Annotated in this window: 10 protein-coding genes and 1 pseudogene; 4 read left to right on the top strand and 7 right to left on the bottom strand. The window is 37.2% G+C overall.

Going from position 1 to position 13,367, the window contains the following annotated elements:
• The 6 genes and pseudogenes from BUC45_RS09810 to BUC45_RS09785 form a co-directional block, all read right to left on the bottom strand.
• Window positions 1-864: pseudogene (locus BUC45_RS09810) on the bottom strand (sodium/panthothenate symporter); the annotation flags it as partial.
• Complete coding sequence (locus BUC45_RS09805) at window positions 861-1,178, bottom strand: YhdT family protein (RefSeq protein ID WP_013778909.1); 318 nt, start codon at window positions 1,176-1,178, stop codon at window positions 861-863. The gene BUC45_RS09805 and the pseudogene BUC45_RS09810, both read right to left, overlap by 4 nt.
• A 31-nt stretch (window positions 1,179-1,209) precedes the next feature.
• A complete protein-coding gene (locus tag BUC45_RS09800; protein ID WP_296971998.1) occupies window positions 1,210-2,805 on the bottom strand; it encodes a D-aminoacylase in 1,596 nt (531 codons plus the stop codon).
• An 18-nt stretch (window positions 2,806-2,823) separates the two neighbouring features.
• A complete protein-coding gene (locus BUC45_RS09795) occupies window positions 2,824-4,005 on the bottom strand; it encodes a YgeY family selenium metabolism-linked hydrolase (protein WP_296971996.1) in 1,182 nt (393 codons plus the stop codon).
• A gap of 22 nt (window positions 4,006-4,027) precedes the next feature.
• A complete protein-coding gene (gene dpaL, locus BUC45_RS09790; RefSeq protein ID WP_296971994.1) occupies window positions 4,028-5,260 on the bottom strand; it encodes a diaminopropionate ammonia-lyase in 1,233 nt (410 codons plus the stop codon).
• Between the two features lie 289 nt (window positions 5,261-5,549).
• Window positions 5,550-7,298, bottom strand: coding sequence for a sigma 54-interacting transcriptional regulator (locus BUC45_RS09785; protein WP_296971992.1), 1,749 nt, complete (start codon window positions 7,296-7,298; stop codon window positions 5,550-5,552).
• Between the two features lie 299 nt (window positions 7,299-7,597).
• Between BUC45_RS09785 and BUC45_RS09780 the strand changes: the two genes are divergently transcribed.
• The 4 genes from BUC45_RS09780 to BUC45_RS09765 are packed head-to-tail and all read left to right on the top strand — an operon-like array spanning window position 7,598 to window position 10,489.
• Window positions 7,598-8,863: a PTS transporter subunit EIIC gene (locus BUC45_RS09780; RefSeq protein ID WP_296971990.1), complete on the top strand. Its 1,266-nt coding sequence runs from the start codon at window positions 7,598-7,600 to the stop codon at window positions 8,861-8,863.
• Complete coding sequence (locus BUC45_RS09775) at window positions 8,860-9,168, top strand: PTS sugar transporter subunit IIB (protein WP_296971987.1); 309 nt, start codon at window positions 8,860-8,862, stop codon at window positions 9,166-9,168. Before BUC45_RS09780 ends, BUC45_RS09775 begins: the two co-directional genes overlap by 4 nt.
• A 15-nt stretch (window positions 9,169-9,183) precedes the next feature.
• Window positions 9,184-9,510, top strand: a complete 327-nt coding sequence (locus tag BUC45_RS09770) for a PTS lactose/cellobiose transporter subunit IIA (RefSeq protein ID WP_296971984.1) — start codon at window positions 9,184-9,186, stop codon at window positions 9,508-9,510.
• A 22-nt stretch (window positions 9,511-9,532) separates the two neighbouring features.
• On the top strand, window positions 9,533-10,489 hold the full coding sequence (locus BUC45_RS09765) for a hypothetical protein (protein WP_296971982.1): 957 nt from the start codon (window positions 9,533-9,535) through the stop codon (window positions 10,487-10,489).
• A 106-nt stretch (window positions 10,490-10,595) separates the two neighbouring features.
• Here the strand turns inward: BUC45_RS09765 and BUC45_RS09760 are convergent, their stop codons facing one another.
• On the bottom strand, window positions 10,596-13,334 hold the full coding sequence (locus BUC45_RS09760) for a sigma 54-interacting transcriptional regulator (protein ID WP_296971980.1): 2,739 nt from the start codon (window positions 13,332-13,334) through the stop codon (window positions 10,596-10,598).
• Window positions 13,335-13,367: the final 33 nt, after the last annotated feature.

Raw genomic sequence — 13,367 nt, 5'->3', positions numbered from 1 at the left:
TATAAACACTACAACTGCGCCTATTATCATGGCATTGTGCATACCTTTTGTATCTTTATACATTAGGCAACCCATAGCTCCATGCGGTTGACCTATAGTAACAAGGCCCAGTGAAACAAACATCGAAAAGGCATAAGCGGGATTCCAAACCCAAGGAGTTACCAAATTAGGATCGATGTCAATAATAGTTCTGTAAGTAGCTTCTAAAGGACTCACCTTTGCAATAAGCATAACAAACAACATTACTATCGCTAAAGTCATAACTATCCCTTGAAAGACTGTAGCAGTCGATACGCCTTTAATTCCGCCCGTAACAGTGTAAATTAAAATTACTATACCAAATATCATTAGAGCTGTAACATATGGTAGACCGGTCATTACTTCAATTAATCTGCTTCCTCCGCTAAGTTGAGCTACTACATTAGACGTATAAAAAATCCAAATAGCAATGGCACTAAACCACCTTACAGCTTTGCTATTATTGTATCTATATGTCAAGATGTCTTGATATGATTGAGCATCTATGCGCCGAGCGATAATACCTACTTTTTTTCCTATCTGTCCTAATACAACAAAGTTCATAAAGCTCTGAGACAAAACCACAAAGGGAAATACTAGACCGACACTATATGCAAGTCCGGGACTACCTAGAAACGTGCCGGCACTGCATAAGCCTGCAGCGAGCATAAATACAATTACAAGTGTTCCCATTCCACGACCGCCGGTATAAAATTCACTTAGGTAATCGTCTAATTTTGTTTTAGCCATTGAGCGTCTTGAGTATTCTCCGATTCCAAGTAGTATCAAGGAATATACTATAAAAGAAATTATTACAGTAGTTCTAGCGCCTGATATATCCATCATTGCTCACCTCTTTTTTCTTTTATTTGTTTAATCCACGGTTCTACGCTGACAGGAATGAATATTTTTGAAACCAGATAGTATATTAAAATTAGGAATAATACTGTAATCAGTAAGGCATAAAACCACCACGCCGGCATTCCTAATATAAAATTGTAATTTCTAGGGTCGCCTTTCCCGACAGTATATGCAACTATAAGCATTATAAATGTGTAGCATAGTTGGACTGCAAAAACAATAAGCATTTCCTTTTTAGCTATCACAAATCTTTCATCGACTTCTATATCTTTCATGTCATAGTCTTGATCATTTTTCATTTCTTCCTCACCTCCCTTAAAATTTTAATACCTAACTGAATCTTAAAACCTTGCCTGCTTTTTTAGGTTGCGGCTTGCCACAATCTACAAGCATTTGCCCGTTTACAATTACATAATCAATCCCCTTGGGGTACTGGATAGGATTAACATAATCGGCAGTATCTTTTACTTTTTCAGGATCGAAAATAACTATATCTGCCGCATAATTTTTCTTTAGAAGTCCTCTATCTTTTAATCCTAAAACACTTGCAGGTTTTCCTGTCATTTTGTAAATTGCTGTCTCTAAATCCAGTACCTTTTCTTCCCGAACGTATTTGCCTAAAACGCGAGGAAATGTCCCGTACAGCCGAGGATGTGGTTTTGCTCCCATAATGCCGTCAGTGCATACATTATGTTCTTTTCTCTTCATAATCTCTATCACATGTTCCTCTTTTCCGTAAAAGTCCACCATTCCTACAACATTTTCTTCTTCAAGCAGTAAGTCAAATACAGCTTCAAAAGGGTCTTTTCCTCTCATTTCGCCGATTTCAACCAAATTCTTTCCAACTACATCTTGGTTTTTTTCCGTTTTAACAAATGTGACATAAATGCCATCGAGGCCTGCAAAATCAATAAAATTATCCCATCCAGGTATTCCATTAATTATATCTTCTTTCATCTTTTTCCTTAATTCCGGGCTTTTAAGTCGTTCTAGAAGTTTATCTGTGCCTCCATCGTGAGCCCAGGGCGGCAAAATTACTCCGAGCATTGTGCTGCCAGCTACATATGGATATTGATCAAAGGATACCGTAATGCCTTCTTCATGTGCTTTATCCAGCTTCTTCATTACTTTTGGAAATTTATCCCAATTTTTCTTGCCGGCTACTTTAAAATGAGAAAAATGGACTCTGCAACCGCTCTCTTTCCCAATGGTGAGAATTTCATCCATTGAGTCCAATATGCTATCTGCTTCACTGCGCTGATGTGTTACAAAAACAGCGCCTGTATTATGCAATACTTTTCCTAGAGCAATAAATTCATCAACTTTGGCATAACAGCAAGGCGGATATATCATTCCTGTAGACATGCCAAAGGCGCCTTCTTTAATGCTATTTTCTAAAAGTTTTTCCATTGATTTAAGTTCTTCAGTAGTCGGCAAGCGGTCGTCAAGCCCCATAGCCGAAAGGCGTAGATTGCCATGAGGCGCTAAAAATGCAATATTCGGGCCAAGCTCAAGCTCTTCTAGCCGGCTCAAGTATTCGCCTGTACTCCTCCATGTCCACTCTACTTCATATTCGCCTTCTAAACCTGCCATTGCTTTCTTCCAAGAAGAAATATATTCATCTTTTATAGGTGCAAGTGACATCCCATCCTGACCAATAACTTCAGTTGTGACTCCTTGGCGAATCTTTGGCGAAATAAACGGTTCTGCAAATACGTGTAAATCTGAGTGGCTATGGGTGTCGATGAATCCGGGAGATACTACCTTATCCGAGGCATCAATTACTGTTTTGCCTTCAGCATCTTTAAGGTCGCCATCTATAGCTTCAATCTTGCCATTCTTTATACCTATATCCGCCTTCTTGCCTTTGGCGCCTGTTCCATCAACTACGCGGCCATTTTTGATTATAATATCGAAAACGCTCATCTAAAAACCCTCCTTGATTTAGCTTAATAAAGCCTTGATTATTTCGTAATACCCACATGTTGCTTTTAGAAGCTGTTCGATCTCTATATATTCGTCCACTATATGGGCAAGACTCTCTTTAGACGGGCCAAAGCCCAGTGTTTTTATATTCGCCTCTCCTGCATAGTGGCTACCGTTAGTGCAAAAAGAATAATGGGTTATTTCAGGCTGAAAGCCTGCGCTTTTTAGGCCGTTATAGGCTTTTTGGATAAAATCTTCTTTTTCATCATAAAGCCATGCCGGGAAAAATCTTTCTCCCTGTATTTTTGTGCCTGTGTAGCACTTTTCTTCCCCTAAAGCATAAGATACTTTTGCTTTGAAAGTCGGGTCATTTTTCTCCATCCTTGCAATGATATTCTTTATCGGCTGCAGAACACTTTCTTTTGTTTCTCCAACTAAAAGCCTTCTGTCAAATGTTGCTCTGCAATAGTCAGGTACGACAGATGCTCCGGGATAAGGCGATGATTTTATATCTGTGAGTTCTAAAATCCCATCTCCTAAGAAGTCATGATGGACGGGCTCTATTTTGCGGATCTCATCAACCAAATTCATCATGCTATAGACAGCATTTATTCCCGCTTTAGGATTTGAAGAGTGAGCGCTTTTTCCAAAAGTCTCTATAACTATTTCTGCTCTCCCTCTCTGCCCGCGCTTAATGTTGCATTCTGAAGCTTCTCCTATGACAACGTAATCAGGCTTTACTTTTTCGCTGACTTTTCTAGATGCTATCCCCTCAAAACATTCTTCGTGGACAACACCTGCAATGTATATATCTCCTGCAAAATCCTTATTTGTATCTTTTGCATAGTTTGCGGCCGCACATACCATTGCACTAATGGCGCCCTTCATGTCTGAAGCTCCTCTACCATATATCCTCCCTTCCTCAATAATTCCTTCAAAAGGTGCCTTGCTCCACTGGCCTTCATCAGCAGGCACAGTATCCATGTGACCGTCAAACAGGATAGTCTTGCCGGGCTTATTACCCCTTATATGGCCAATGACATTGCCATAATCATCAGTGAAAATCTCAGCAAACCCCATTGCTTTGAAAGTCTCAGCAAGTTTTGTGGCAAGCTTTTCCTCCTCTCCGGAATAGCTTTTGATTCTTATTAAATCTCGGCATAGGCTTATTACTTCTTTTTGTTGATTTTCAGTAAGCATTTCCTTTTCACCTCTTGTATTTTTATAAAAGATCATATGAAGGATATTTGCCATCCCAAACTATTTTTCTGTAGTCTACCGGATCTGTATCACCTTCTGTGCTTATAAGAAGGATTTTGGATTTTTCGTCAATCTTGAGTAAATCTTTCATTTGGCTGAGTTTTCCTGACTCTGCAATTAAACTTAAAACTCCTATTCCCACAGCTCCTGACTCACCTGATATCACTTGCGCATCTTTCTTGAGCGGGTTGCCAAGTATTCTTACACCTCTTGCAGCCACATCGTCAGAGCATATAGCATACATATCAGCATAATCTCTTAAAATTTCCCAGCTTATAATATTTGGCACACCGCATGCAAGCCCTGACATAATAGTATCAAGACTGCCTCTTACTGCATGTGGCTTTCCGTCACTTGCTTTTGCAGATTCATATATACATGCAGCTTTTTCAGGCTCAATTATAAGTGTTACAGGTCTTTCTTCCTTATAACGTGATGCTAAATAGCCCTGTACAGCTCCTGCAAATGAACCTACCCCTGCCTGAAGAAAAACATGCGTGGGTTTATCGTCGCCAAGTGCCTTGATTTGCTCTATTGCTTCATCAATTAACGTGCCATATCCTTGCATTATCCAAAAAGGTATGTCTTCATATCCTTCCCAAGCCGTATCTTGTACAATAACTCCTCCGTGCTTTTCGGCATATTCTATTGCAATTTTTACAGAATCATCGTAATTGTATTCTGTGATTGATGCCTCGGCACCCTCGTTTCTTATATTTTGCAGGCGTATTTCTGAAGAACCTTTCGGCATAAAGACTACGCATTTTTGCCCTAACTTTTTGGCCGCCCATGCCACCCCTCGCCCATGATTGCCGTCGGTAGCCGTTACAAAAGTAATGTCGCCTATTTTTTCTCTTTTTTCTTTCGAGCACAGTTTTTCAAATGTTATCTCTTCTTGGGGTATGCCGAGCTTTTGACTTAAATACCTTCCTATAGCAAAAGAACCGCCCAAAACTTTAAAAGCATTAAGACCAAATCTATAAGATTCGTCCTTTACCCAGATTTTATTTACCCCAAATCTTTTAGCAAGGTTGTCCAGGGTATGCAGCGGTGTCACTGAATATTCGGGAAAGCTTTTGTGAAAATTACGCACCTTTTTAATTTGCTCTTGTGACATAATATCCGCAGAAACCTTTTTGCTATAATTTTTTCTAGCATTGTTATTGCAAATAAATTTAATTGGTAAATTATTCATTAGTCAATACCTGCCTTCTAGTATTTTAATACTTTACGATTTCTTACTAAAAATATAATGCAAATACTATGCCATAACTTGCAAAATCAATAATAAAAAACAAAAGCCTTGTATGATAAGGCTTTAGATGCTTTCTTCGAACAATAAACTTGTATATTATTCTTAAAAGTTTAAATTATATTTATCACAATGATAAATATAATTAGTTAAAATCAACTACGACTATATATTGAAGGCATGACATCATTTATCAAAATGATAGATGTTTATCAAAATGATAACCGTCGGCTTATAATAAATTATACTTTTTAATTTTTCTGTACAACGTAGCGATTCCTATACCGAGCGCATCTGCTGCTTGCTGTTTTCCGGTTACATTATTGCCGTATAAATTGAGAGCGCGTTCTATCAAATTCTTTTCCAGTTCTTCCAGTGTAATTAAAGTATCACTCTTATTTAAATTTGTCTTTATCTTCTGGGGAAGTAAGCTTACAGTTATTATGCCTTTGTCGTCTAGCATGTTTATCATATACTCCACTGCATTCTCGAGTTCGCGAACATTTCCGGGCCAGCTGTAACTATATAGTAAATCCCAAACTTTGCTTTCAAAGCCAATGACTTTCTTTTTAAAGAGCGCCGAATATTTACGAACAAAGTAATCTGTCAGCACCCGTATATCCTCTTTTCGTTCGCGAAGAGGCGGTATATAAAAGGGTATAACATTGAGTCTATAATAAAGATCTTCGCGAAATGCCCCTTCTTCAATAAGCTTTTCAAGATTTTTATTTGTAGCAGCGATTATCCTGACATCAACAGGCACAGGCGTATTTGAACCCAACCTTACGATCTCTTTTTGTTCAAAAACTCTGAGAAGTTTTGCTTGCAAATAAAGCGGCATATCCCCTATTTCATCAAGAAATAAAGTGCCTTTATTAGCGAACTCTATCTTGCCGATTTTACCGTTGGGGTCAGCGCCGGTAAATGCACCTTTTACGTATCCGAAAAGTTCGCTCTCAAGGAGTGTATCGGGCACTGCCGCGCAGTTAATTGCTACAAAAGGTTTGTTTTTTCTATCGCTTTCAGCATGTATCGCCCTGGCAAATATCTCTTTTCCTGTGCCGCTTTCCCCTATGATAAGAACTGTTGAAGATGATTGGGCAATTTTTTTGACCTTATTTTTAAGCATTTTTATAGATTCGGATTCACCGATAATATTTTCGAGATTCACATTCTCTTTTGTAGTTGTTGCAGAAAACATTTTTTGTTTTAGTGAATTTAGATCTGTAAATATGAATACTTTGCTATAACTAAATTCGCTTTCAAAAATTTCATATTCTTCTCCAATTAGCATATAATTTTTAGTTCCTGTCGCAAGTTCATATTCTTTCATATTTAAAAGAGAATTTCCGGTTGCCTTGATTTTTATTGTGGGGAAAACATCTGTAACATCATTTATATTCAAAATATTTTTTGCTATACTGTTTGCCTTTAAAATTTTCTCATTCTTGTCTAATACGATTACTCCCTGATCAATTTTATCGATTATGTCATTTAGCATATCAATAAGAGTAAGCATATTCTGCTTTTCGATTTCTTCCTTCGCTTTTGAAGAAATAAGGTCTGACATTTGCTCTAAAAATTCCATAAAGGTGTCCGAATTACCTAAAATATGTTCCTTTTGCGCATCGCTAAAGCATACAAATCCCATCACGCCTACAACCTTTTCTCCGATTTTTATAGGCATACTCATTTCAAACGTCTCTTCGCAACGACCTTCTTGAGCTATTTTAGGGCAATTCTTGCATATCTCGTGCTTACCGGGTTCTGAAATAATTCGTTGTTTGCCTGTTTTCATAACATCCTTATAAACATAACCTTCATCTTCCATGTTCCTGTTTATCCTGCCAGAAAACATGCCTGTGCCCGCTATACGCTCAAAATTATCATCTACGATTTCCACATCAACGCCCAAAACCTGAGACAAAACATTCGCATATTTTTCAACAGTATCCTGCATGCTTTTTAAAATACTTGCCAACTTTATTTCCCTCCGTCAGCCGTCTTTAGATAAATATCTGTATCAATTTGATAATTTAAGTTTAACAGTTTTACAAAATAATGCAATTAAATTGGTTCTTTGCAAAATTAGGCAAGATACATTATACACTTTTCATACACATGAGTATTATATATTCAACTTTACAATACACACCGATACAAATTAATACACATAATAAAATTACCTTAATATAATCAAGGTTTTAAGATATGGCATGCTTTTTGCTTATATGTTAATTTTAGATAATACTATAAGATAAAAAAGAAAGGATGATTATTTTGGACGCTATTATGAATTTTTTAAATGACCACTTTATGCCTTTCGCAGGAAAACTTGCGGAACAAAGACATCTTAAAGCATTGCGTGAGGGAATTGTTGCTGTAATGCCGCTTTTATTGGTTGGCTCTCTATTTTTAATAATAGCTTACCCGCCTATAGAAGCTCTAGATGCTGCAGTTGCACCTTTTAGAGGCGAGCTTTCTAAAGTTTCTAACGCTACTTTTGGAATCCTTGCACTTGTAGCATCTTTTTCGGTTGCATACTCACTCTCGAATTCTTACAAGCTTGACAGTCTAGCATCCGGCATAATAAGTGTGTCAGCATTTTTACTTTCGATGCCTGCTACAGATAATGGTAATATTCCTGCAGAATGGCTTGGGAGCAAGGGCTTATTTGTTGCGATGGTTATCGCTATTTTAAGTGTAGAAATTCAAAGATTTTTTATGGAGAAAAACATTTTTATTAAAATGCCTGCTGAAGTTCCGCCTTTTGTAGTTAGGTCTTTTGCGGCATTACTTCCGGGATTTGCTATGTTACTTCTCGTTTGGATTGTTAATATTATATTGTTGAGAAGCACAAGCTTAACTTTACCTGAAGCTATTAATATCGTTCTGGGAATACCCATTATGAATCTGGGTTCTTCTTTGCCTGCTACCCTTATAGCAATAATTATAATTCAGCTTCTTTGGTGTGTGGGAATACAAGGCGCTGATATTGTAGCAGTCTTTTTAGGGCCGGTATGGCTATCTTTATCTGAACAAAATGCAGTAGCTAAAGCAGCGGGAGAAATGCTGCCAAACATTATAACAAACCAGTTCATTTATGTATTTGTCTTTGTTGGCGGTGCCGGTGCAACTTTTGCTCTTGCTCTTTTGTTATTAAATGCTAAGTCTTCACAGTTAAAAGCCATTGGCAAAGTCGGAATCTGGCCCACAATGTTTAATATTAATGAACCTATAACCTTTGGCATGCCTATAATAATGAATCCTGTAATGTTTATTCCGTTTATACTGGCTCCCTTGGCAGCAGCTGTTACGACATACGCCGCGATGGCAACTAATTTAGTTGCTAGACCTTATGCAATAGTTCCCTGGACAACTCCCGCTTTTATTAGCGGCTTCTTAACAACCGGAGATTGGAAAGCCATTATACTGCAATTAGTTAATATTATTATTGCCGCTATCATCTATTATCCATTCCTTAAAATGTGGGATAAGATGAAACTCGAGGAAGAAACAAAACAAGTAACGGAGGAAAATATATGAGAATATTATTAGTTTGCGCAGGCGGTATGTCGACAAGCCTGATTGTTGAAAAAATGAAAAAGGAGATTGAAAAGCGAAATATTAAAGATATTAAAGTCGATGCCAATGCCATCGAGGAATTAGAACAGATAATCGATAATTATGATGTAATAATGGTCGGACCACAAATAAGATACAAAGAGCCATATATAAAAAGTTTGTGCGAACAAAAAAACAAAAAATATATTATCATTCCGCCAGCCGTATACGGATCGGTAAATGGTGCGAAAATTTTAGATCTTGCTATTAACCTTACAAACAGCTAAAAAGGGGTCTTAAGAATGGATTGTGAAAAAATCATATTATCAATTATAGCTCATGCTGGAAATGCCCGTAGTCTCTGCTTTGAAGCATTGCGTCTTGCAAAGGAAGGCAATTTAGGCGAAGCTCACAAAAAGATAAATGAAACTAAAGAAGAACTGCTTAATGCACACAAAATTCAAAGCAACATGCTGCATAAAGAAGCCGCAGGCGAAAAACACGAAATTAGTCTGTTACTTATTCATGCTCAAGATCATCTTATGGCGGCCATGCTGGCAAAAGACCTTATCGAAGAATTTATCGAACTATACGAGAAGGTTTTTCAAAACGAAGAGCATATTAATTAAAAAATATTTTGGAGTGGTTTATTTGAAAAGAACATTTGAATTGAACTTTGAAGATATAATGAATATCTCAAAAAAAGATTTGCTTTTATCAATAAGCTCATCAGAAGGCAGAACCGTGATGGCAGAAACTGATGTAGCAAAACAACCTATAATATACGGTGTAAGCAATCCGGAACTTGCTGCCGCCTTTGGCGCAGATATGATTACACTGAATTTATTCGATTTTGACGCACCATTCATCTTCGGTATAGATGATAAAGACTTGGCAATATCAGATGCATCTGATATGGTAAATAAATCTGCTGAAATTCAAAAAATCCTTCATAGAAATTCTGCTGATAGGGATTATATACGCAAAACAAAAAATGTAGTTGGAAGATTGCTGGGTGTAAACATGGAGCCGATTCCAAAAAATATTAATTATTGCGAGGGCAGAAAACTAAACAAAAAAAAATTGGAGAAAGCGTCAGCATTGGGTTTTGACTACATAGTCATAACCGGAAATCCCAAAACAGGAATTACAAATGAGGATATCTTAAACGGCATAAAAGAAGCTGCGGATATTTTAGGTGATAAGGCTATAATAATCGCAGGAAAGATGCATGGTGCAGGGAGTGATAATATTTACGATCCAAAAGTGCTCCAAGACTTTTCTAAGGCAGGTGCAGATATTATTTTAATAGGAGCACCGGGAACGATACCCGGATTGGATTTTGAACTATGCCGCCGTCAAATAAGCGCAATTCACGAAACTGGAAAAATGGCTTTAACTGCCATAGGAACTTCGCAAGAAGGTGCGAATTTAAACGTGATACAAGATATGGCCTTAATGTCAAAAATGGCAGGAGCAGATATTCAACACATCGGTGATGCAGGTTATGGCGGTATTGCTTTACCGGAAAATATAGCAGCACTTTCTATTGCAATAAGAGGAAAAAGACACACATATCGCAGGATGGCTTATTCGTTAAGAAAATAGATTTTAAATGCAAGTATCGCAAAACTTCAAAGGTGTTTTGCGATACTTTTTTTAAAACTGTATATTTTTATTTATTATATGACCATTTATTACAGCACAAGTATCATCACAAAAAATGAATAACCTTTACCAAATTTGCATATATCTCATCCGGAAATTTGATATCAAAGGATTTCTCCATAGATTCTAAGGCTGACTTGATTATATCAAAATCCTCTTCGTATTCTTTTTTCAAAAAATCAGTTTGGCTGTAATCAGTTCGGTGTTTAAAGTTTCCTGTTTGAATTTTTTCTATAGCACATGCAATGTGCAGAACAAATCCTACCAGCATATCTTCATTTAGGTTTATATTATGAGCTTTTAGATTTTTATAAAAAGCAATAAATTCATCTATATATTTTTCAGCATCAATATTAGAATTTTCTCTTATTACTTCTCGCATTTGGTCTAAGAGTTCGATATTCTTATCATGTTGTTTGGAATATACGAAGCTTTTGAACTTACCTTTAATAAGATCCTTCGGCGAAAAATATGTTAGGGTTTTATCTTGGGGTTTTACCGAGCTTATAACTGCTATAATGTTTTTTTCTTGCTTTATCTGAGAAATTTTCCTATTATATTCTTCGATTGATGCGATATCTATAGGAATTACATCTACTGCCTCACAGCCGGTTTTTTCTATTATTTCTTCTACCATTCCTTTCATTTTTAAAGCCGCACCTTCACCTGTAAAACATGCAGTTACGATTATATCATCTTTTATGCCATTACTATAATCAATACTGTTAGAATAAAGGCGCCCAATATATGGGCTTAAATTTACAACCGCATCGTATACTTCGTCAAGGCTTGACATCATAGCCGCTTTTCTTGAAGCTTCCAGTACCATTGGTGTGCTTACCATTTCTACGGTTTTTATGGGTATACCCGTTCGCTCGTGTATTATATCGCCAAAAAATACCAAGGACCCCATATCTACCAAGATAATTACGCCTTTGCCCTCATCGATTTTTGCGGCGAGTTGCGTAAGTTCCTCAAGAGAAGTCTCCGGTTTTTTATCAAGGGGCATGTTGTATCCTACGGCATGCCCTTCTCCCAACAGTTTTGCCGCTACGTCAACCATTGAAGTAGCTGTACTTTCCCCGTGCATTGCAACTAAAACGCCTACTCTTGATAAATCCTTTTTTTTCGTGTAATCCTCTGCTATTAAAAACATAGTTATAAATCCAATTTCATCTTGCGGTACATCAATCCCAAAGTTTTCTTTTATCAACTCTGGCATTTTAGATGCGGCATTAAACTCTGCGGGATAAGACTTCTTGATTTCTTCAGTATGCGGATTTAAAATCGACTTGCCGGCTTTAATTCTTTCCATAGTGCTGGAAACGTGCATTGATATGCCATACAAAACCCTGTCGCTGAAATTTTTGCCCAATCTATTTGAGGCATAGTCCATAAAAGTCCTTGCCACTTCTACAACTTTTTTATCAACCACCTTGTAAAGCTGCTCCATATTTTGTTCATTAAGCTTTGACATATATTTCTTTATAACAGTTTCTATATCAAGATATAATATTAAATCAATGTCTTTTTCAGCTAACCCATTCTTCTTTAAAAGACTCCTTTTTTCCTCAATGGCTTCGTAGATATTAAACGTATCTGTCGTTTCATGGGTCTCAGACTTATCTTCACTAGCATCAAAAATCATTTCACTATCTAATTCAAGTTTTTCCAGTTTATCTCTATATTCTTTGTAATGTAATAATCCATTTCTTACATACTCAGGCAGGTCTTCGCTGCGAATGTACAGATTATTTTCTTTACCGGAGATATAGTGAATGAAGGCTTTTGCACAGCTTAATTTTATATCACTCTTGAGCTGTCCGATGTTATTTGGACAATCATACAGCATCAAAGCTTTAATTGAATTTGCAGGAACATGTATATCGGTCTTTAAGTATCCGGACTCTGCCTTAAAAAAAGCTTTTATCAACTGCAACCGCTCGTTAAATGTTCGTTTTCTAAGCGGCGGAAGTTTTATTACCATAGGTATGCGCCGCATAAAGGTTGCAAGAAGCGCAGATTCAGGATTTTCTGTAGTAGCGCATATTATAAGAATTTGTGCTTTATGTGCTGTATCTATTTCGCCAAGCCTTCTGTATAGCCCTTTATCTATAAGATAAAACAGCATTTCTTGGCCTTCAGGGGGTAATCGGTGAACTTCGTCAAGGAAAAGAATACCTCCGTCAGCCTTGCCGACCAGGCCTACCCTATCCTTGTCAGCTCCCGTATATGTTCCCTTTTTCACTCCGAATAATTGCGATATAAGCAGTTGTGGATTGTGAGCATAGTCGGCACAGTTAAATGAAATAAAAGGAGCCTTATCGTCAAATACTCCGATTTCTTTGGCATACTTAAACATAACTTCGGCAAACATGGATTTGCCCGTGCCCGTTTCTCCCAGAAGTAAAGTATGAAGACCTATGGGAGGATACATAATGGCTGCTTTGGCTTGGAGGATAGCAGTCTTGAGGCTGTCACTTGCCCCAATGATTTTATCCATTATATTTTGTTCCAATGCGCTGTTAAATTTCTCTGACGTTTCATGCACTTTTACTGTATCAGTATTGTCCACACTTACTTTATAAAGCACCGGTTTCCCAGTAATTTTTTTTAATTTGCCTTCTCTTACCAGACGGTTTAAATCACCAGAAGCATTTGAGCGATAGATATCTAAAATCTCAGCAACTTCTTTTGCATAAACTCCTTTAATCTCTCCAGTTTGCTCAAGCTGCTGTGCACACAGTAATTTTACTGTTTCATAAACCTTCTGATAACGTTTCATTATGTGTCCTACTTTCACAGTTGTTATTATTCA

Origin of the sequence: Tepidanaerobacter sp. EBM-38 (genome assembly GCA_001896545.1) — a bacterium.
In the GTDB taxonomy this organism is placed as follows: Bacteria; Bacillota; Thermosediminibacteria; order Thermosediminibacterales; family Tepidanaerobacteraceae; genus Tepidanaerobacter.
This window is presented reverse-complemented; position numbering and strand designations above follow the sequence as displayed.